15 protein-coding genes are annotated in these 20607 nt (G+C 68.5%); 7 read left to right on the top strand and 8 right to left on the bottom strand.

What is annotated here, in order from left to right; all coding sequences use genetic code 11:
• Nucleotides 1–123: 123 nt before the first annotated feature.
• A complete protein-coding gene (locus JGU66_02280) occupies nucleotides 124–2037 on the bottom strand; it encodes an AAA family ATPase (protein MBJ6759572.1) in 1914 nt (637 codons plus the stop codon).
• 393 nt (nucleotides 2038–2430) lie between these two features.
• Between JGU66_02280 and JGU66_02275 the strand changes: the two genes are divergently transcribed.
• Complete coding sequence (locus JGU66_02275; GenBank protein ID MBJ6759571.1) at nucleotides 2431–4089, top strand: hypothetical protein; 1659 nt, start codon at nucleotides 2431–2433, stop codon at nucleotides 4087–4089.
• 80 nt (nucleotides 4090–4169) lie between these two features.
• Nucleotides 4170–4652 (top strand): GNAT family N-acetyltransferase, encoded by a 483-nt coding sequence (locus JGU66_02270; GenBank protein MBJ6759570.1) that lies wholly within the window; start codon nucleotides 4170–4172, stop codon nucleotides 4650–4652.
• 30 nt (nucleotides 4653–4682) lie between these two features.
• On the opposite strand, the gene JGU66_02265 is transcribed toward JGU66_02270, so the two are convergent.
• From JGU66_02265 to JGU66_02250, 4 genes are all read right to left on the bottom strand, one after another.
• Nucleotides 4683–5885: a beta-lactamase family protein gene (locus JGU66_02265; GenBank protein MBJ6759569.1), complete on the bottom strand. Its 1203-nt coding sequence runs from the start codon at nucleotides 5883–5885 to the stop codon at nucleotides 4683–4685.
• Between the two features lie 127 nt (nucleotides 5886–6012).
• The gene (locus JGU66_02260) at nucleotides 6013–6855 is read right to left on the bottom strand and encodes a transglutaminase domain-containing protein (protein MBJ6759568.1); all 843 of its coding nucleotides are present in this window, start codon (nucleotides 6853–6855) and stop codon (nucleotides 6013–6015) included.
• Nucleotides 6856–6888: 33 nt separating this feature from the next.
• Complete coding sequence (locus JGU66_02255) at nucleotides 6889–7431, bottom strand: DUF350 domain-containing protein (protein MBJ6759567.1); 543 nt, start codon at nucleotides 7429–7431, stop codon at nucleotides 6889–6891.
• Nucleotides 7432–7529: 98 nt separating this feature from the next.
• Nucleotides 7530–7736 carry a hypothetical protein gene (locus tag JGU66_02250; protein MBJ6759566.1) on the bottom strand — a complete coding sequence of 69 codons (207 nt, stop codon included), beginning with the start codon at nucleotides 7734–7736 and terminating at the stop codon, nucleotides 7530–7532.
• Between the two features lie 239 nt (nucleotides 7737–7975).
• Here JGU66_02250 and JGU66_02245 point away from each other — a divergent pair, with 239 nt between their 5' ends.
• Both JGU66_02245 and JGU66_02240 read left to right on the top strand, forming a co-directional pair.
• Nucleotides 7976–9643 (top strand): carbohydrate-binding protein, encoded by a 1668-nt coding sequence (locus tag JGU66_02245; protein MBJ6759565.1) that lies wholly within the window; start codon nucleotides 7976–7978, stop codon nucleotides 9641–9643.
• Between the two features lie 87 nt (nucleotides 9644–9730).
• Entirely contained in the window at nucleotides 9731–10249 is a 519-nt protein-coding gene (locus JGU66_02240; GenBank protein MBJ6759564.1) for a hypothetical protein, read from the top strand.
• Here JGU66_02240 and JGU66_02235 read toward each other — a convergent pair.
• A complete protein-coding gene (locus tag JGU66_02235) occupies nucleotides 10215–11543 on the bottom strand; it encodes a glycosyltransferase family 39 protein (protein ID MBJ6759563.1) in 1329 nt (442 codons plus the stop codon). The genes JGU66_02240 and JGU66_02235 overlap by 35 nt on opposite strands.
• 164 nt (nucleotides 11544–11707) lie before the next feature.
• Here JGU66_02235 and JGU66_02230 point away from each other — a divergent pair, with 164 nt between their 5' ends.
• Nucleotides 11708–13783 (top strand): thioredoxin domain-containing protein, encoded by a 2076-nt coding sequence (locus tag JGU66_02230; protein MBJ6759562.1) that lies wholly within the window; start codon nucleotides 11708–11710, stop codon nucleotides 13781–13783.
• 18 nt (nucleotides 13784–13801) lie between these two features.
• Here the strand turns inward: JGU66_02230 and JGU66_02225 are convergent, their stop codons facing one another.
• Together JGU66_02225 and JGU66_02220 are read right to left on the bottom strand one after the other, a co-directional pair.
• The gene (locus tag JGU66_02225) at nucleotides 13802–15910 is read right to left on the bottom strand and encodes a hypothetical protein (GenBank protein ID MBJ6759561.1); all 2109 of its coding nucleotides are present in this window, start codon (nucleotides 15908–15910) and stop codon (nucleotides 13802–13804) included.
• 193 nt (nucleotides 15911–16103) lie between these two features.
• Nucleotides 16104–17780 (bottom strand): hypothetical protein, encoded by a 1677-nt coding sequence (locus tag JGU66_02220; GenBank protein MBJ6759560.1) that lies wholly within the window; start codon nucleotides 17778–17780, stop codon nucleotides 16104–16106.
• A 359-nt stretch (nucleotides 17781–18139) separates the two neighbouring features.
• Here JGU66_02220 and JGU66_02215 point away from each other — a divergent pair, with 359 nt between their 5' ends.
• Both JGU66_02215 and JGU66_02210 read left to right on the top strand, forming a co-directional pair.
• Nucleotides 18140–19693: a hypothetical protein gene (locus JGU66_02215; protein MBJ6759559.1), complete on the top strand. Its 1554-nt coding sequence runs from the start codon at nucleotides 18140–18142 to the stop codon at nucleotides 19691–19693.
• A gap of 207 nt (nucleotides 19694–19900) precedes the next feature.
• The gene (locus JGU66_02210; protein ID MBJ6759558.1) at nucleotides 19901–20581 is read left to right on the top strand and encodes a hypothetical protein; all 681 of its coding nucleotides are present in this window, start codon (nucleotides 19901–19903) and stop codon (nucleotides 20579–20581) included.
• Nucleotides 20582–20607: the final 26 nt, after the last annotated feature.

Raw genomic sequence — 20607 nt, 5'->3', positions numbered from 1 at the left:
TGAGACTGGGAGTGACATCCCGGGTGACAAAAATTGTTCAGGATTTCGACAATTTTCGACCCCCCTCCCGCAGACCTTGCGTAGGGCCGGGGGGCGATGGCGCCGTTGAAGAGTGGACAGGGCTCAGACGGCGTCGGGCCATTCCCAGGCGGAGCGGTAGCCTCCGTCGGTCTGCGTGCCCTCGATGAAGCGCGCGTAGAACGGGTGGCCGCTCAGCGTCGCCGAGTCGCCCACCACGAACAGGTGGCGCCGCGCGCGGGTGAGGGCGACGTTCATGCGGCGCAAGTCATTGAGGAAGCCAATCTGCCCCTCGCCGTTGGAGCGCACGAGGCTGACGAGGATGGCGTCCTTCTCGCGGCCCTGGAAGGCGTCCACGGTGTCCACCTCCACCTCGGGGCTGAGCGGCTCCACGGCCTCGCGCAGCCGGCGGGCCTGGGCGCCGTAGGGCGTGATGACCGCCAGCTCCCGAGGCGAGAGTCCCGCGGCGAGCAGGGCCTTCACGCGCGCGAGCACGAGGTCCGCTTCGCCGGGGCTGAAGAGGCTGTTCGTGGTGGGCTCGACCTCCTCGTCGAAGCCCTTGCCCGCGGTGTCGAGGAAGAGGACGGGCGGCACGTCCAGCCCCTCGCTGGAGGGGAGCACGTCCGCGAGGGTGCGGTCGGCCACGGAGGGGTGGGCGCGCAGCTCGCCGCCGTACATCTCGTGAGAGGGGAAGGCCATGATGCGCGCGTTCATGCGGTACTGCTCGCGCAGCATGCGCTTGACGCCGTCGCCGTGGTCCTTGAGCAGTCGCTCGAAGAGGCTGACGCCCAGGCCCGCCTTGGCGGCCTCTTGGGAGAGCAGCGTGGGCGGCAGCTGCTGCGGGTCTCCGGCGAGGACCACCTTGGGCGCGCGCAGGAAGCCGAGCAGGGCGAGCGGCTCGGTGGCCTGCGTGGCTTCATCCAGAAGCGCGCGGTCGAACTCCTCGCCCGCGAGGATGCCCGAGCCGAGGCTGGCGAGCGTCACGCAGACGACCTGCGCGCGGGCGAGCACGGAGCGCAGGGCCTGCTTCTCCAGCTTGCGCGCCTCATCCATCAGGTCCTTGGCCTCGGCGGTGGAGGCGCGGGCGTTGGAGAAGCGCTCGCGGCTGCGGCCCTGGTTGCGCTGGCGGCGCGCGTAGCCAAAGAGGCTGAAGGCCTCGTCGAACAGCTCGCGGCTGATGACGCGATCCGGGTGCTCCTCCACCACGATGTCGAGCGTGTGCTCCTGGAAGCGCGGCGCGACGCGGGCCGGGTGGCCCACGCGCAGGGCGCGCAGCCCCTGGCCCAGACACAGGTCGAGCAGGTGGTCCACGGCGGCGTTGCTCGCGGCGGTGCACAGCAGCCGCTCTCCGCGCGCGACGGCGTGAACGGCCACCTCCGCGAGCACGGTGGACTTGCCCGTGCCTGGCGGGCCGTGGACGAGGAAGAAGTCCTCGGCGGCGAGCGCGCGGGTGACGGCCTCCTGTTGCTCGGGGTTGAGGGGGCGGGTGGGGGTGAAGTCCCGGGTCGTGTCGAAGCGGGGCGGCTCGTTGCCCAGGAGCACCTCGCGGCGGCGTCGCTCGGTGCCCTTGTCCATGCCCTTCACGCGCTGGAGGCCGGCGCGGACGCGCTCGAACGTCACGTCGTTGGGGACGATGTCCAGGCGCAGCAGTCCTTCGTGGAGGTACGGCGGCGGCGCGCGGTCGAAGGCGAGCTGGATGCGGGTGGACGTGGCGCGAGACACGAGCGCGCGGGCGGGCTCCTTCACCTCGGCGCGGCGCGGGAAGACGGCGACGAAGTCTCCGTTGGACAGGCGGGACGGCAGGGGGCGCCGGTCGGCGCGGGCGAGGGTGATGAGGATGCGACCGCCCAGCCCCACGTCCTCTTCGATGGCCTCGAGGTCGAGGAGGGACAGGCCCTGCTCCTCGCGCTCGCGCAGGGTGAGCCCCTGGGCGAGCGCCGAGACGCGGGCTTTCTCGGCGTCGCGCTCCTGAGCCATGAGCGCGCCGAGGTGGTCGAAGAAGGAGACGTCACGGGCCATGGGCGAGTCATGCCACCGGGCGGCGGCCTCGGCCAGCGTCGCGTGGAGGGCGGTGTCCGCCACCGGGAGCCTGGCGTGCGCCAGTGCCTCGGGTTGAACCCTGGCGCTGGAAAATCACATCCCGCGCGCGAGCGACGTGGCCGGGACCTTGTCGGCTGAAGGGCAAATCAGACAGGACATGGAAGATCGCCGCGGTGCTTCGTTTGGGGAGTGACCGAAGTCGCTTCCGGCTCGGTCACTCCCATCAATCCCGAGGAATGCATGAAACGCCTTTCGTTGGTGAAGGGGGCCTTCGTGGCCGCTTGTCTCGCCACGGGCCCGTCCCTGGCCCGGACACCTCAGCTGTCGGAGGTCACCCCGGCATTGGACGCGCCACGCGGGCGCGCTTCCGACATGAGTGGGTGGATCGAGGTCGTCAATCCCAACTCGGTGGAGGTGAACGCCGTGGCGCGGAGGGTCAGCAGCCCATTGGGCTACGTCGTCGAGGTGAGCGAGCGGCCCTTCCTCTTGAAGCCCGGCGAGTCGGTGAAGGTCCCCTTCCGCATGGCGGTCCGCACCGATGGCCTCTATCACGTGACGGTTCCCGTGGACCTGCTCAGCCGGGACGGTGCGCCGGTGGCGAGCGTGGATGGCTCGATTGACCTCGAGGTGCGCGACGGCACCTACGCCGTCGACACGTACGAGAACCTGTTCGTCCGCCCCACGGCGCGCGAGAAGGATGAGGACGGCAACCTGATGTTCGTCTTTCCGACCGTGGCGTCCACTCCCTTCCCAGACGGGGCTGACACCACGGAGTTCCATTGGACGCCGGACCAGCTGGCGGTCAACACGGATGAGATGATCAAGGACAGCCCGGGAGAGAGCGGGGAGGAGGACTCACCCACGCTGCCGCTTCCTCCGCCGCGAGACACCTCGGTGCGCCACGTGGAGGCGGACGACGCGAAGTTCACGCAGCGCTCGGTGGACGAGCGCATCGCGCGGGCCATGGAGGCGAACAAGGGATTGGCCAAGGTTCAGACGTTGGGGGGAGGCATCGCGACGGGCATGACGGCCGTGGGCTCGTTTGTCTTCACGGGCCTGGATGGGAGCAAGCATCCGGGGTGGGGCTGGCGGGTGTACGCGCACATGACCATTGGCTCCATCCAGGTGCCCATCGCGAAGACGAACGTGCAGCCGAACGGCGCGTGGAGCTTGAACCTGCCGGCGGTCCCGACGCTCTTCCCCATCGTCATCACCTACGAGCCGCGCAACGTCTATTACACGCTCCGGAACATGGACGGCGCCTACTACCAGTTCACCTCGGGGGCGCAGTACACGCCGGTGAGCAACAAGGTGCTCAACGAGTTCACGCAGGTGGCGAAGCTGGCCAACAGCGACCTGGCCGGACTCGGGGAGGTGTATCGGACGGGAATGCGTTTCTGGGAGGCGCTCAAGGCCAAGGGCGAGGGCATCGATCCGGTGAAGTCCAAGAGCATCACGGTGTATTTCCCCAACACCGTCAAGGATTGCGGCCAGCCCAACAAGAAGCCTTGGAGCTGTGCGGCAGGCGATGAAATCTGGCTCATCCCCGGGGCGGCGAGCAGTCGTTCAACGTTCGCGCACGAACTGGCGCATCAGCTCGCGAACAAGTACTGGGACGGCTACTTGCCGGACGGGGGAGGCAAGAGCCACGGCTGGCCCGATTGCGTGAACACGGGCGTGGCGCTCTCGGAGGGCTTCGCAGACTTCATGCCGGTCTGGGCGGGGGTCGATCGCAATCAGACTCCGACGTCGCAGGGGTTCACGGACATCGAGCATCCGGAGAGCTTTGGGGCGTGCACCACGAAGAACGAGAACGAGGCCTGGGTGGCGGCCACCTTCTGGGACTTCTACGACAGCGTCTCGGACGGAAAGGACACCATCTTCTACGTTCACACCGGCGCGACGCCGAAGCTGTTCCTGAAGAACGGCACGCACGACGTGATGTCTGAGTTTCTTCCGTACTTCATGACGCTCGCGAGCCCGCAGCACGCCCTCAAGGTGATGGAGATCTTCAGCCAGAACCACCAGTAGGCGAGACCTGTCCTCGACGCCCGGCCACATCGCAGGTGGCCGGGCGTTGCTTACCTGCGTTGCGCCAGTAAGCTTGCGCCATGCGCATCAGGAGAGCCGAATCGGTCGATGCCACTGGCATTGCCGCCATCATCATCCCCACCATTCGCCAAGGCACGACGTACGCGCTCGACGCGAACATGAGCGAAGCGGACGCACTGGCTTATTGGATGGGACCGGACAAGGAGACGTTCGTCGCCGAGGAGGACGGTGTCATCCTTGGCACCTACTTCATCCGTCCGAACCAGTCGGGTGGCGGCCGACACGTCTGCAACTGTGGCTACATGACGAGCGCTGCCGCGACGGGCCGAGGCATCGCGCGCAGCATGTGCGCGCACTCGCTGGAATATGCACGCGCGCGAGGCTATCGCGCCATGCAGTTCAACTTTGTCGTCAGCACGAACGAGCGCGCCGTGAAGCTCTGGCAGGCGCTCGGGTTTGAAATCATCGGCCGGCTGCCGCTCGCGTTCCACCATCCCACCGCCGGCGATGTCGATGCGTTCGTGATGCACCAGCATCTCTGATGCATGTTCATCAGCGCGGACGGTCCGCCGCTACTTCTTGCAGGTCGTCGCCGGATCGACCTTGGCCACGTCGGCGCCCCATAGACAGATGACGCGGTCCAAAGCCAGGCCGCTGCGGGAGTTGCTGAAGAAGACGATGCCGTCGCCGGATTGAGGGCGCATCAAGAACTTGGCGCGGAAGCCAGCCTGGTTGCGCCCGTCGTGACCGACGGCGGTGCTCCCGTCGCCGAGGCGCTCGATGAAGTGGCCCAGGCCGTAGACCGCCTCGTTGGGAGCGCGCGGCGTGCTCAGTTCCGCGGGGGTGTACATCTGCGTGAGCTGCGCCTGGGTCAGTGGATGCGCGCCCGCGGTCTTCTCCATCCCGGCAATCATCCACCGGGCGAAGTCGTTGACGGTGGTGGTGAGGGTCGAAGGCGCCTGCTCGACGTAGTAACGCGGCGGCACCGGGCTGCCATCATCGTCGTGTCCCTCCGCTGCGCCGGCCAGGACCGCCGGCGTCATGGCGACACTGCTGTGTTTCATGCCGAGTGGCTGGAACACCAGCTCGCGCGCCAGGTCCGAATACTTGCGCTTCGTGGTCCGCTCGATGGCCAGCTGCATCAGGGTGTAGCCGCCCCCGGAGTATTGGAATTTCGCACCGACCGGCGCGAACAGTTCCACCGCGCCGCGCCCATTGGTCTTGCCGGCCAGCGACTCTTCCAGGCTCGGGAGCTCCTTGAAGTCGAGCCACCCCTGATATCCGCCCAACGTCGTGCCCGCGGTGTGCGAGAGCAGGCGGCGGATCGTGATGAGGCGATGGTCGAACTGGTTCTGCGCCAAAGGCCACGGCGACAGCACCTCCGCGACCGGCTTATCCAGTTGCACGCGCCCTTGCTCGGCCAAGCGCATCGTCACCCAGCTGGCGATCGGCTTGGACAGCGAGGCGGCGACGAACACGGTGTCGGGCGTCACGGGCACCTTGCCCGCATGGTCCGCGAAGCCAAAGCCCTTCGCGTAGACCAGCTTGCCGCCAACAATCAGTCCTACGGCCGTGCCTTGGATGTGGGCCTCTTTCATGAGGGCCGGCACTTCGCGCTCGATGACCTGAGTGAACGGCGGTGGCGCGACAGCGGGGGCGCGCGGGGCCGCGACAGCGGGCGCGGTGAGCGCAACCGCGGCGGACAGCACCAGCGCTGAGAGCCCTCTGCGCACGGAAGCGCGGGGCGGGCCGAGGAAGGCGGGGCGAGAGGTCATGGAGTCCTGGGCCGGGGGGCGTGGATGCGCCGTGGGTGTTCCAGAACCCCTACGGTGCGCGGCTCACACGATTGCGAAGCAGAACATCCGCAGCCGCTCGACTTCCTGGCGCCGGACTGAACTGGCCTCAGTCCTCCAGAGGGAGAACCTTCCACAGGTGGAGCATGTTGTATCGGGGCGGCACCATTCCGGGCGGCCAGCCTTCCGCGGTGACTTCGGCATATTGATAGCTGCGGCCCCCCAGCTTCAGCCGCGCGCCCGAGCCGGGCAGCCCCACGCCCACCGCGGCATGCGCCAGCGGATCCGAGTACAGCAGCACCGCGTCGATGCCCACCTGCCGCAGCAACATCACCGCGAGCACGGCCTTGGAATCACAGTCGCCTCGGTTCTGGGCGGGGACCAGCGCGGGCGGCACGATGCCGAAGGGCTCGTCGTCCGGCACCTCGTAGCGGATGCGCTGCACGAACCCGAGGATGAGCTGTGCGGCCTGCGCGGCGTCGAGCTGGCGCGCCTGGATGGATGCGGCGAAGCGCTCGCCCAGCGCACGCACGGGACCTGGCGAGGTCCGCATCAGCTCCACGTAGATGCAGTGCATGTCCGTGCCGCACCCAGGAGGCGCCACATACGTGAAGCGCCCAGGCCCCAGCGCTCGGTAACGCAGTCTCCGGGCGTAGGCGTGATGCGTCGCTTCGAGCTGCGCCTCCAGTCGCTCGCTCAGCCCGTAGGCCACCTGCTGACGGTGTGGCGTGAGTTCCTCCACGCTCCAGACGTAGGTGACAGCGCGCCCCGGCGGCGTGTCCGCGGGCACGAGCACCCGGCCCAGGTCCTCGGATGGATCCTCCGGCGAGAGCCCGGGCAGGGACACGTGAGAACCCGGAGGGGACAGCCGGCCCACCATGCGCAACCCGCAGAAGCTCAACCCTGTCGCGATGCCCAGACCCACGAGCACCCACTTGGCGAACGTCTTCACGGGAGAAGTGCCGGAGGCCATGCGTGCTCGGCCTCAGCTTGGGGCGCGCAGCTCCCCGTCCGGAAGCTGAGGAAAGGGAATGAGCCCATCGAGCGTGGCCTGGAGCCCAGGCGCCGTGAGCAGCGCGAGCACCAGCAGGATGGCACAGAGGATGAGGGCGGCGGCGACGTTGCCTTGGCGCACCTCACTGAGCTCGTCGATGCCCGGCGTCATCCGGTCGAACATCAGGATGCCGACCGCGAGCACCGCGACGCCCACGCCCAGCGACAACCCCACGTGGGCCAGCGCGAGCCCCAGCAGCTTCGCCACCTCCATCGGCTGGAACGAGGGACTGCGCACCGTGAGGTCCACCGCGTCCAGCGTCGCCTGCACCGCGTGCTGCACCAGCAGCCCCAGCGACACCAGGCTCGTGCCGTGCACCAATCCCGAGGCCACGTTGCGCTGCCGCAGCTCCTCCACCGGATGCGTGCCGAGAATCCGGCTCAGGCCCCGCAGGCCCAGCCAGATGCCGAGCGCGGCGACCAGCCCGCCGAAGACCACCTTGATGAGTCCGACCGCGAAGAGGAGGAGGTTCATGGCAAGCCGCGATCGACTCTAGCGGAAGTCGCTCGCGGGACCTTGCTCAACTCACGCGCCCGAGTGCATGCCGACCAGGCGTGTGACCTCGGAGCGCACTAGCAGGCCAGGAGGCCGCAGTAGTCGTAGGTGGCGCCCTGCGCGGCACAGGTGCAGCTGTTACGCTGGATGGTCTTGATGCCCAAGCCGCCTTGGGGGCAGGGCACGCAGTAGTACATCTCGGGCTCACCACAGTCATCCACACAGCTGGCTGAGACCTGCCCACCCGAAGCTTCATCCGGCGAAGCGGGCGTCTGATCTTCCACGGGTGATCCGCCACAGGCAACCATCGCCAGAGCACACGGCAGCCACAGCAACGACTTGAGCGTCATGTGAAGCCTCCATGAACCACGAGACCGCTCAGAGCCAGGAGTCTCCGAGCGAAGCCCTCTGAAACAGGGCCGCGCGAAGCCTAATCAAAGAGAGACTTTGATTTCTTCAGGTGCGGGTTTTCCACGAGGACATGGATGGATAGGCTCATGCCGCACCTCGCCAGGAGTCGTCCATGCACCGGAGTCTCTGTGCCGTCGTCGTCTGGGTGGTTCTCACTGTCGGTTGCTCATCCCAGACACCTGCGCCGGGTGAGGGCGACCCCGAGGTCCCGACGGACGCGGGCACCCAGAACCCGGACGGAGGTGTGGGCGGCTGCGAGCCGCTGGGGCATTTCGGCGCACCTACGACTGTCTTCACGCTTCCGGGGCCCAACGCGGCGGGCGAGCTCTACCTCCCGGACGTGCAGGCGAAGTTCCCCGCGGTGGATTGGAAGACGCTGGATCGGCTCTACATCCCCGCGGGCCAGTACACGCTCATCAACCTGGGCAACTTGCCTGACCGCGCCGGGACTCGGCCGCTGGTCATCACCAACAAGGGCGGGCAGGTCGTCATCCGACCGAAGGCGGGCAGCACGCAGGGCTACCTCTGGGCCATGAACGGAGGCGCGAACTGGGTCCTCACCGGTCGCTATGACGCGGAATCGGGGACCGGCGACGAGGCCTTTCCGGGACACCGCTGCGGCGCCTATGCCACGTCACGTTCTCGTTACGGCTTCTTGAGCGACGACGCGTTCCTGAGCGATGGCCACATGGGCTTGGGCGTCGGCGGCGCGCATGCCTTCGAGGTCGAGTTCGTCGAAATCACGCGCGCGGGCTTCGCGGGCCTCCGCATCAACCAGACTGTCAGCAGCGGCACGGCGCCGCCCCTCGAGGGCATCCGCCTGCATGACCTCTACATCCATGACACGGCGAGCGAGGGCATCTACTTCGGCTCGACACAGGGCGCGCCGACGCCGCTGGCCTCGGGGCTCCAGATCTACAACTGCCGACTCGTGCGCACCGGGACGGAGGCGCTCCAGTCGCAGAACCTTGGGGACGGCGCGGAGATCCACCACAACGTCTTCGCCTTCGGGGCGCTCGACTGGCGCGCTGCCTTTGGCGAGGACCAGGACAATGGTGCCCAGGCGCAGTTCCGAGGCGGCACCGTTCGCTTCCACCACAATGTCTTCATGGGGGGCGCGGACACGCTGCTCGCTGCGTTCGTGGGCGCGGAGGCAGGGGACGCACCGCTGGACGTGCGCTTCACCGACAACTACTTCGCGGACACGCTGAACCTGGGGCTCTACGTGGGCGGCACCGCGAGCGCGGCGTCACGCTTCCTCTGGGAGCGCAATGCCTTTCGGGGGCTCGACTTCGGTTACGCCAGTGTCTACCCGAGCGCGACGGACCCCGGCGTCGTCTTCCGTCTGGGCGCGGGCATCGCCGCGCCGACCACGCTGAAGGACAACACCTGGGAGGGCAGTCGCAAGCTCGTGGCGGGGCTCACGGGAGGCAGTGGCACCGTGGGAGGCGTGACCGCGACGGGCAATGTCAACGGACCGGTGACGGCCCTGCGCTTCGTCGCGACCGGACTTCCGGATGGAACCTCCACGCGACAACTGGAGATGTGGACGGACCGGGCCACGCTCGCCGTAGGCAAGCCCGAGGTGACGTACTCCGCGGGCGCGCTGGTGATGCACGACGGTGAGCTGTACCGAGCCCGCTCCGCGAACACCAACCAACCGCCGAGCGCGAACGCGGCCGTCTGGGAGCACCTGCCCTTGCCCGTGGATGACCTGCGCACCCTTCCCGGATCCGAATGGGCCCTGCGTGGCGTGGGGCTCTTGGGTGTCTCGCCGTAACGGGCCCGCGTGGCCCCTGGGTGAGCCGTCTTCGCGCTCGGGGCCGATATGCCGCATCCCGTTCCGCGTTACCGCCCAGGGTGCCCCATGACCATCTGCGTGCCGTTTTCCACGACTGCTCCGCTCAGCACCGCCCGCGCCCTCGTGGGCGGCACGCTCGTGGTGGGCGTGTTGGACCTGCTGGATGCCTTTGTCTTCTTTGGCGTCCAGGGCGTGTCTCCCGTCCGCATCCTCCAGTCCATCGCGGCGGGCCTCCTGGGGCGGGCCTCATTCCAGGGCGGCGCGTCCACCGCGCTCCTCGGCGGCCTGCTGCACTTCTTCATCGCGTTCGCGATGGTGGCCGTCTACCTGGCCGCGAGCCGGCGTCTGCCCATGCTTCGTGAGCATCCGGTGGTGTGTGGCCTGGGCTATGGCCTGCTGGGCTACGCCGTGATGAACGGGGTGGTGCTGCCGCTGTCGGCGGCGATGCCGGCGGTGTATTCGCTGCCTCGGCTCATCAATGGGCTGTTCGCCCACGCGTTCCTCGTGGGGCTGCCCAGCGCGTGGTTCGCGCGGGCCGCGTGCGTCCCCTTCAAGGGAGCGGTGAGCGAAGCCGCCACACCGTGAACGTGTGCACGGTCCTTCCGCGGTAGTCGCCCCGCAGCTCCACGGGCCCTTCGATGTCGCGGAAGCGAGCCGTCAGTTCCTCGGGCGGGGGCACGCCGTCCTCGGAGCACCACAGCACCTCCTGAGCCGACGCCACGGGAGGGAGCGGCCACAAGTCATATTGGCTGCCGCGTCGCGCGGGGCCCTCGGTGTCCGTGACGACGCCCGCGTAGCGCGCCACCTGTGACGCGAGCTGATACGTCGGGGCGTAGACGCGCACGACCGCGCCCGGACGGATGTCTGGGAAGAGCTTCTCCGGATGGGCCAGGTCGCTCAGCACGCTCCAGCCATGCGTGCGAGACAGCGGCACGTCCCGCTCGAACTCCAGCAGGGGGACGAGCAGGTGTGAACTCACCGCGAGCACGATGGCCGCGCCTGTTGCACCCGCCGCGCGCTGCCACCCGGGGCGAATGCCCGCGACGCCCACGCAGGCGGAGAGGTATGCCACGGCCGGCCAGTTGGCCTCACCGCGCGTGCCCGTCGCCGCGTAGCCGAAGAAGGCAAGCGGGACGAGCGTCGCCATCCGTGGGAGGAATTGCTCACGCGGCCCGCGCACCACGTAGATGAGCGCGAGCGGGAAGAGCACCGGCCCGCCCATCGCGAGCTGCCCGGCGAGGAACTCTCCGAAGGTGTCCCAGCCACCGTTGCCGCCGAGCCCATGGTGGAGCTGGAAGGCGAAGCCCACCCATTCATGGTTCGCGTTCCAGAGCACCACGGGCAGGAAGCACACCAGCGCCAGCGCCGCCGTCAGCCACGCGCCCGCGGGCAGCCTGCGCACGCGCACGGCGGTCGCCAGGAAGGCCAGTCCCAACAGGACGGCGGGATACTTGGACAAGAGCGCCAGTCCACACGCCAGGCCCGCCAGCACCCAGCGCTCGCGCCACAGCGCCCACAGGCCCAGCACCCAGAACAGCAGGAGCGGCGAGTCCGGCGTGGCCCACACCCCGGAGAGCACGCCCACGGGCACCACGGACCAGAGCGCGGCGGCGCGCCATGCGGGCTCGGGGGCGCCATACACGTCTCGCGCGAAGCCCCACACCGCGGCCACCGTCGCCACGCCGCACAGCAGCGCCGCGGGCCGGATGCCCAATGCGGCGATGAGCCACGCCACCAGCGGGGGATGGTCGAAGTAACCCCACGCGAGGTGCTGCGCCCATTGCCAGTAATAGGCCTCGTCGAAGTAGACGTCCGTGCCCACCGCGAGCGCCAGCCGCGCGCCCAGCCCCACCGCGAGCAGGGCGAGGCAGGCCTTCATTCCGATGCCGCTCGGGCGGACGTCGTGGGACGGGGTGGGACGCACGTCCCCCGACAAAGCGCACCAGGAGGCCGTTGGCCAGCGGCGAGTGAGGGCCTTTCGACTTGCCCGCACGCTCCGCGCCTCTCAATGTGCCCTCAGTCCCTTTCTGCTTGGAGCCTCCCTTGGCCGCCCACTCGCCCCCTGGCCCCACCAACCGCCTCGCGCGGGAGCCGTCGCCCTACCTGCGCCAGCACGCCACCAACCCGGTGGATTGGTATCCCTGGGGCGACGAAGCGCTGGCGCGGGCTCGCGCGGAGAACAAGCCCATCCTGCTCTCGGTGGGCTACTCGGCGTGCCACTGGTGCCACGTCATGGCCCACGAGTCGTTCGAGTCGCCGGTCATCGCGCAGTTGATGAATGACGGGTTCATCAACATCAAGGTCGACCGCGAGGAGCGCCCGGACCTGGATCAAATCTACCAAGGCGTGGTGCAGCTCATGGGGCAGGGCGGAGGCTGGCCGCTCACCGTCTTCCTCACGCCGGACCTGCGGCCCTTCTACGGCGGCACGTACTTCCCGCCGAGCGACCGCTACGGACGGCCGGGCTTCCCTCGCTTGCTCCAGGCGCTGCGCGACGCGTGGGAGAACAAGCCCGAGGACATCGAGAGTCAGGCGCGACAATTCCAAGCAGGGCTGGGCGAGCTGGCCACGTATGGATTGGACGCCGCGCCGGGCACGCTCACGGTGGCGGACGTGGTGTCGCTGGGGCAGCGCATGGCCGAGGAAGTGGACCCCGTGAACGGAGGCTTTGGCGGCGCGCCCAAGTTTCCCAACCCCATGAACGTGGCGCTGTTGCTGCGCTCGTGGCGTCGCGGCGGGGGAGAGGCGCTGAAGGCCGCGGTGATGCGCACGCTGGAGCGGATGGCGTTGGGCGGCATCTATGATCAGCTCGGCGGGGGCTTCCACCGGTACTCGGTGGACGACCGGTGGCTGGTGCCGCACTTCGAGAAGATGCTCTACGACAACGCGCAGCTCCTGCACCTGTACGCGGAAGCGCAGCAGGTGGAGCCTCGGCCGCTGTGGCGCAAGGTGGTGGAGGAGACGGTCGAGTACGTGCGGCGCGAGATGACGGACGCGGCCGGTGGCTTCTACGCGACGCAGGACGCGGACAGCGAAGGCGAGGAGGGCCGGTTCTTCGTCTGGACGCCGGAGCAGGTGAAGGCCCTGCTCCCGCCCGAGCAGGCCGCGCTGCTGTCTCGTCACCTGGGCATCACGCCGCGAGGCAACTTCGAGCACGGCACCACGGTGCTGGAGGTCGTGGTGTCCGTGACGGAGCTTGCACGCGAGCGGGGTGTCTCCGAGGACGTGATTGCTCAGGAGTTGAGCCAAGCGCGTCGGACGCTGTTCGAGGCGCGTGAGCAGCGCGTGAAGCCGGGGCGCGACGACAAGATTCTCTCGGGTTGGAATGGGTTGATGATCCGCGGGCTCGCCTTGGCGGCCCGGGTGTTCGGTCGGCCGGAGTGGGCCCGGTTGGCCGCGGGCGCCGCGGACTTCGTGCTGCGCCAGATGTGGGACGGCACGCGGTTGCTGCGCTCGTTCCAAGACGGACAGGGGCGCATCGACGGGTTCCTGGAGGACTATGGCGACCTCGCCTCCGGACTCACCGCGCTCTATCAAGTGACGTTCGACGTGAAGTACCTGGAGGCCGCGGACGCGCTGGTCCGTCGCGCCGAGGCTCTCTTCTGGGAGGCGTCCAAGCAGGCGTACCTCGCCGCGCCGCGCGGACAGAAGGACCTCGTGGTCGCGGCCTTCTCGCTCTTCGACAATGCCTTCCCCTCGGGCGCGTCCACGTTGACGGAGGCGCAGGTGGCGCTGGCCGCGCTCACCGGGGACAAGACTCACTTGGAGCGCGCGGGAGAGTACGTGGGCCGGATGCGCGAGGCGCTCGTGCGCAATCCCATGGGCTACGGACACCTGGGGCTCGCGGCGGACTCGCTCTTGGATGGCGCGGCGGGCGTCACCTTCGCGGGGACGCGCGAGGCGGTGGCGCCGCTGCTGGACGCGGCCAACGCTGTCTACGCGCCCACGTTTGCCTTCGGATGGAAGGAGGCGGGCGCGCCGGTGCCCGCGCTCCTTCGCGAGATCTTCGAGGGGCGCGAGCCCGTGGGAAGCACGGGTTCGGCCTACCTGTGCCGGGGCTTTGCCTGCGAGCCCCCGCGGACGTCACCGCCAGCGCTCACGGAGCGCCTGCGGTCCTGAGTCCAGACAGCCTTCGGGCTACCGGGGGACGAGCCAGGCGTCGAAGTCGGCGTTGTACGCGCCGCCCGCGACCTGGTTGTCCTTGCGGTAGAGGTCGAAGTTCGCCGGCAGCGTCGGGTAGTCCGCGTGCTTGAAGTTGCGGACCTCCCAGACGGAGTTCTTGTTCTGGTGGTGCGCGAACAAGAAGGGCTTCACGCCCTTGGGGATCTGCGGGTTGTCGAAGTGCAGCCAGTTGCGGATGCACGTGCCGTCGTTCGGGTCGTTCTCATTGCCGCCGGAGCACGCGTCCTGGACCTGGGTGATGGCCGGGTTGCGCACGCCCGTGAACTTCGCGTTCTTGATGACCACGGGCAGCGTGGGCACCAGGAAGTAGGGCAGCGTGCGGAAGCCATCCAGCGTGGCGTTCTCCAACCGCGCGCGGTTCGCGTCGCTCTGGATGGCAATCACCGCGAAGTCCGCCTCGCCGTTGTCCTGGGCGATGAGGTTGATGTACTCGTACCCGTTGGTGTACGCGCCGTGGTGGATGCCATTGTCGGCGTTGGACCACGTCTGGATGTTGTCGTAGGGCGGCTGCGTCTTGTCGGAGTTCTGCCAGTTGCTGATGCCGTGGCCCGCGTTGTTGTGCGCCACGCTGTCCTTGAAGACGAGCGCGGACGGACGGCCCGTGCCCATCTCTCCGAAGAAGAGCGCGGCCTCGTTGCCGAACGTGCCGCCGTTGTAGGCATTGCCAGAGACGGAGCAGTCATCGCAGCCCGTGTTCTCACCGCCGCCCGGGAGGATGGCCGAGACGCTGCCAATCGCCGCGCAGCCCGAGACGCGCTGCGGAATGGCGACCTTGGCGCCCAGCACATGTCGGAAGACGGTGTCCGCGGGAGCGTAGTCGCGCTCGCACCGCGTGCCGCAGGCGTGCGAGTCGAACTGCATGGTGAAGCCGTCGCCCGTGGTGTCGTAGCCCGCGTCGTCGAAGACCTCCACGCCGTGGCTCGCCTCGAGGGCCAGGAACTGGTTCTTGCCACCCCAGATGGAGGTGTGGCGCACGAACGAGCCGCGCGAGTCATTGAGCTGCTGGTGGAAGTAGATGGGCGCGCGGCGCTGGGGCTCGCCACCGGTGCACGGCTTGTAGGGCCCCAGGGCTCGCAGCTCCACGCTGTCGAGCTGGAGGCGGCCCTTCTCGCCGACAATCATGTGCGCGTGGGCGCTGGTGTCGAACGAGCGGATGACGACGTTGCGAGACAGGTTGATGGCCTCGCCGCGGCGCACGCAGCTCGGGCAGCCCGCGTGGTCGAACTTGGGCGCGGCCTTGAGCGTCACGCGTCCCGCCGCCTCGTCCACGGTGGCGATGGCGCCTTCGTCGAACTGGAGGAAGTGGTTCGCCACGCTGGACTTGGCCGTGGGCGTGAGGACGACCTTGTCGTTCGCCTCCCAGCCGGTGGCCTCCATCACGGTGAAGCTGGTGTCGCCCGGGCCGGCGCCGTCCGTGAGCTTGGACCAGGAGCGCTTGAGGCGGCCGGCCGCCGTCAGCTTGCCCGAGCCCATCACCCAGACGCCGTAGTCCGAGTCCACCACGGCGAGCGGCAACATCTTCGGCAGGCCCTGGACGTTGCCATCCGGGCCCTGGTTCGGCGTGCCCACGAACTTCGAGTCATCCATGCCCTGGAAGACAATCTCCGCGGAGGGAACACAGACGCGGTTGTCGGGGGAGCCGTAGTCCAGCGTGCCGCGGACCACGAGGTTGCCGTGCACGGTCAGCTTGGAGCTCTTGCTGCGCGAGGCGCGGAGCGTGGCGCCCGCGGGAATCTCCAGGGTGCGGACGTCGGCTTCACAATCCATCACCACTTCGCCGCTGACCACGAGGGCCGAGGTCGCCGTGGGCGCCTGTCCACCCCAGGTCGCGGGATCGCAGAAGGAGCGCGCGGCCTGCGAGGGCTCCTGGCCGCACTGGCCCACCGGAGGCGGATTCCCGGCGTCGGGCGTGCCGCCGCCCGCGTCAGGCGTGCCACCGCCGGCATCCGGAGTGCCGCTGCCCGAGTCGGGCGTACCGCCACCCGCGTCGGGCTTGGTGCCTGAGTCGGGCACCGTGTTGCCCGCGTCGGTCACCGTGCTCGCGTCCGGATTGGACTGATGCACGTCTTCGTTATTGGGAGAGGAAGGCTTGTTGTCATCGCCACAACCCACGCCTGTCATGAGGCAGACGGCAAGGGTCGCAGCAAGTGCTGGGGAGAAGAACCTCTGTCGATGCACGACTTACTCCTTACGCCCGGGGGGGAGATACGGACTGCGAACGACGCTCTACGAGGGTGCTACGTGCTGCACTCGGGTTTCAGGGGCACCCGAGCAAGTCGCCGTGGACCTCGGCGGGAGCGAGCGCGCGCAGGGCAGCGCGCTGATCCACGGACAATGCTTCACATCCAAAGCCCCACGCCTCCGCGAGGCGGGCATGGTGACTGCTGTCCAGCGTGCCTCCGGTCGCGAGGAACTCCTTCTCTCGCTTCAGGAAGCGCTGCATGAGGGTGACGCGCGCGGAAGCGGGACTCCCGCGCATGGGGACGAGCAGCAGCCGCACCGGGCCATCCGAGGTGCCCCAGCGCTGCATCAGCTCGCCGCGCGATTCCTCCCAACTTCCGAAGAGGTGGAGGAACGCGAGCTGGGAGGGCTCCAGGCCAGCGGCCTCGGCCGCGGACAGCACGTCCTTGAAGTTGAGGGGGCGCCGGCCCGTGGAGAAGCCTCGGCCGGGATAGGTCGCCACCTGGGTCCACCACCACGCCAGGGTCTGGCGCTCGGCGCCGGGGAGCGCCTGGGCCTGGGCGGCCTCGAAGAACGCGAAGCCGACCTCATAGGGATACGCGGGGCTCAGGTCCGGCATGCCGTGGTCCGCGCGGTCGAACCCCGTGCGCCGCGACCAATCCCAGAGCTTCACCGCGGCGAAGCGCAGCACCTCCACCTTGCCCTGATAGTCCCCGTCGCGCAGCAGCACGTCCTTCCCCACGAGGAGCGCCGCGGACATGAAGGCTTGCGCGGACTCCAGGGTGGGATTGCGAGCCAGCTCCGCCTCGGTGCGCGCCAGGATTCCGTTCAGGCGGGTGAACCAGTCATCCTTCAGCTCGCGCGGCAGCCACCGGTGCCAGGTGGGGAGCGCCACGCTGGTGGGGAGTTGGTAGGTGTTCACGCTCGCGGCCCAATCCCATGAGAGGGATTCCGGAGGCGCGTCGCTGCCCCAGGCCGCGTGGGCGAAATCACTGTCATGCGCCAGCACGGCGTCCGCTCCAGCGCCAGCGGCGCCGTGGTTGCCGGGCCCCGGCTGGAAGGGCGGCGCGAAGGGGCGCCCCTGCGGCAACAGCGGGAGGGCGCGGATGTAGCTGGCCAGGTCCTCGGCCTCACATTGGCTGAACCGATGGAAGCGCGCGCGCTGCACGAGGCTGTGGGAGGAGAACGCGTAGTACTGGAGGTCCGCGCCCGAGTCCGCATGGCACCGCGCGCAGGCGGGGCCGCCATCTCGGCTCAGCTCCTGGAACGCGCGGCGTCCGCGCTCGATGGCCTCGGCGGACGAGTCCGTGGGACGCCAACCCGAGGGGTCCTCCGCGGGAAGCGCAAGCGCGATGCGCTTGCCGTCGCGCGCCGTCCCCGCGAGCAGGGCCGCGCCGAGCACGCGGAACCCGGAGATGCCCGCCACGTCCTCGACCTGCCGCGCGTAGCGGAACACGAGCCGGTTGTCTCCCGCGCGCAGCGCCTGCGGCTCCAGCGGGATGACCCCCGCCGCGACGTCACCGTCGTAGGGGCGCACCAGTCCATAGGACGCGGTCGCCAGGTCCACGAAGGGCGCGTCATTCAGCGACACCTCCGCGCTCCCCGGCGCCAGGATGTTGTGGACCCGGAGCCAGAGGCCCGCTGTGCCCGCGTTCTTCGCGGCCTGGACGTCCGTGGCCTCCAGCGGGATGTGCGCTTCGACGCGCGTGCCGGGCGCACCAATGACTTCCAGCGGCAGCGTGGCTGCCTTCAAATCCAGTGCAGTGGGTAGTGCGGCGGCTGACTCGCACGACCTGACAGGTGGGGTCTCGGGTTGAGAACCATCCCCAGGTGGGTCGGAGGCACAGCTCGCGTTGAGGACGACGGGGAGAAGGATCGCGAGCACCTTCCACAGGCTCTGGGGAGAAGAGCCCGTGCTGCTCGCTTCGCCGGGGCGCGTCATGGTCCGCGCTCATTAACGCCGGACGCACTCCCGCGCATGCAGAAAAGTGGGGAAAAGCGGAGTTGTGACACGGAGACGGAGACCTCGCGAGGGGCACGACGGGATTGAACCCGCGCGGGTGAGGAAGATTTCGGGCGAAGAGCGTTCAGGGGTGGGGAGGGAACCGCGCCATGCGCTTGCAGGTCATCGCCGTACTGACATTCGTCCTGGGATTGGGATGCACCACGGATCCGCTCAACGGCACCGCATTCTCCGGTGCCGTGAAGGGCAAGTCCGTCACCATGAAAGGCTTCTACCCGAAGCCCTCGATTCCCATTGACCTTCAGGTCTTGAAGCAGCCGTCGCTGCCATCCGGCGTGGACACCAATTGGGTGACGATTGGATCGACAGTGAGCGGCACCACGGAGTTGCACTGGAACTCGGAGGATCCGCTGTACGCGTGGTCCGGCACGATTACGCCGGTGCCCGCGTCGCCCACCGCGACCGAGGCGCTGCGTTGGCCCGCGGGGAAGATTGCCCGGCTGCGCGCCGTGGCGCACGACCCGACGGGCGACAAGATTCTCACCATCTTCGACGAGGCGACGTACTCGAACTGCTTCGATGACCACTCCACCGAGGCGTGGTCGGCCATCGGGACGAAGTGCGCGTCACAGCTCGGGCCCCTGGCCATTGTCTCCACCTTGAACAACCCGGTGGGTGGGAACTTCGACTTCCTGGGGACGGTCATCAACAGCCATCCGGACCTGTCGACCCAGCAGACCAAGAACTACTACACGGCCATCGCCGCGCCGGCCACGCTGCCCGCCTTCATCAGCAAGTACCACTTCGCGTCGGGCGAGCACGTCGCCTCGTACTACAACGAAGCGGACCTCGGCTTCGGGCGCCAGATGCACTGCCGGAAGGACGGCGCGGTCATCGCCTGCTACGTGAAGAACTTCGGGAACGCGTCGCAGACGCCCAGCTTCCCGGCGACCCCCGCGTCCGCCCTGGCGCTCGCCACCGCGTCCACCAACAGCAATCACACCCAGTTCGCCACGGTGGCCATGGTGTACAACCCCGCGGCGGGTTCGGACGCCGTGAGCTTCATGGTGTACGACGCGGCGGACAACCTGGCCACGAACGCGCAGCTCGACTCGACGGGCCAGCACAAGTCCGTGCCGTCGAACTGCCTGACGTGCCACGGCATCAACTCCAGCGTCACCGTGAACCCCGGTGGTGTGGCCAACGCGGGCATTCCCACCGTGGCGGGCGCGCGCTTCCTCCCGTTCGACCTGTACTCGTTCCTCTACTCGACCGACGCGGGCTTCACCCAGGCCGCGCAGGAGGACACTTTCGGGCAGCTCAATGCGCTGGTCGCGCTGACGCCCATGACGACCGCCACGAGCCAGTTCCTCAAGGGAATGTATGGCGGCGTGCTGCCCACGGTGGGCACGACCCTCGCGCCCACCAACCGCTTCATCCCGCCGGACTGGGACACCAACAACTCGGACCGGACGATGTATGAGGGCGTGGTGAAGCCTTACTGCCGGGGCTGCCACATGACGGCCGCGGCCGCCACGTTCGACCTGGACAGCCCGAGCGATGTCTCGCTGGACATCGCCTGCAATGCCAATCACCTGATGCCGCACGCGGAGCACACGCTGCGCCGCTTCTGGAACGGCGGCGCGCGCGCCTATCTCTCCGCGCGCTACAGCTTGGAGGGCGCGGGCGACTGCTCGCCCTGAGTCACCCGCACGCGTGCAGCCGTGTGCACGGATGCGCCAACCCTGGCACGCCCCTGCACACGGCTGAGTCGCGCAGGGGCTGGGACAAGGCTCGGCCCAGGAAATGCTACGCACGGAGGCGTGCGCTTTCGCACCCACCGCCGTGAGAGGGAATGGAGAAGCGAGTCTCCGCGCCCACTCGCGAGGAAAGGTCGAGGACCCTTCTCCGTGCTACTTCGTCTGTATGGCATTGTCGTCGCGGGAGCCGTCTGTCTTGTCTCTTCGTCTGGCTGTGCGACGGACGCGGGCCCGGGTCGCATCCCTCCGAGTTCGCGGCACACCTCCGCGCAGGTGATTGCGGACGTGAAGAGCACCTTGGATTGCCGCGCGGAGACGGTGAAGGATTACTGCGCCGCGCTCAACCGCTTCATCCAGGCCACGCCTGTCACCCTCTCCAAGCAGCGGGTGATGCTGGGCGGTGTTCTCACCGCGCCGAAGGAGGGTGGGCCCGCTCAGGAGCAGCTCCAGGTGCTCTACCTGCGCGCTGGCGGTGGGTCGTTCTCCGGCTCGAACATCTACCGCAAGGAGGCGCAAGACGATGCGCGAGAGGAGGCGCAGGTGATTCTCCGGTCCGTGCATTCCGGCCAGGCGCCTCCTGCGGACTTGATGCTGACTTGGTTTCTTTCCCGAGCGCGCCTGGAGCCGGTGGAGGCCGAGGAGCGCGACCCGAGTGAGACACCCTCCCGGATGAAGCTGGAGAGGTCGTTGGTGCACGGGATGCGAATCACCCTGTTTCTCTCGGACGATCAGCGCGTGGAAGTGCGAGAGAACGCGCGGGAGATGCTGGCCATCCAATTGCCGGGTCGCGGCGAGTCGCAGGTGAAGATTGGAGTCTTTATCAAGCCGTGACCTCCAGCCGTGACTTCCAAGGGAGG

The sequence above is a fragment of the Myxococcaceae bacterium JPH2 genome, assembly GCA_016458225.1.
Classification (GTDB): domain Bacteria; phylum Myxococcota; class Myxococcia; order Myxococcales; family Myxococcaceae; genus Citreicoccus.
The sequence above is the reverse complement of the archived record's forward strand: the minus strand, read 5'-3'. Positions and strand labels throughout refer to the sequence as shown.

Excerpts from the sequence above, each read along its gene's own strand:
- JGU66_02280 (MBJ6759572.1), bottom strand. The coding sequence starts at position 2,037 with ATGGCCCGTGACGTCTCCTTCTTCGACCACCTCGGCGCGCTCATGGCT.
- JGU66_02275 (MBJ6759571.1), top strand. The coding sequence starts at position 2,431 with ATGAGTGGGTGGATCGAGGTCGTCAATCCCAACTCGGTGGAGGTGAAC.
- JGU66_02270 (MBJ6759570.1), top strand. The coding sequence starts at position 4,170 with ATGCGCATCAGGAGAGCCGAATCGGTCGATGCCACTGGCATTGCCGCC.
- JGU66_02265 (MBJ6759569.1), bottom strand. The coding sequence starts at position 5,885 with ATGACCTCTCGCCCCGCCTTCCTCGGCCCGCCCCGCGCTTCCGTGCGC.
- JGU66_02255 (MBJ6759567.1), bottom strand. The coding sequence starts at position 7,431 with ATGAACCTCCTCCTCTTCGCGGTCGGACTCATCAAGGTGGTCTTCGGC.
- JGU66_02245 (MBJ6759565.1), top strand. The coding sequence starts at position 7,976 with ATGCACCGGAGTCTCTGTGCCGTCGTCGTCTGGGTGGTTCTCACTGTC.
- JGU66_02240 (MBJ6759564.1), top strand. The coding sequence starts at position 9,731 with ATGACCATCTGCGTGCCGTTTTCCACGACTGCTCCGCTCAGCACCGCC.
- JGU66_02235 (MBJ6759563.1), bottom strand. The coding sequence starts at position 11,543 with ATGAAGGCCTGCCTCGCCCTGCTCGCGGTGGGGCTGGGCGCGCGGCTG.
- JGU66_02215 (MBJ6759559.1), top strand. The coding sequence starts at position 18,140 with ATGCGCTTGCAGGTCATCGCCGTACTGACATTCGTCCTGGGATTGGGA.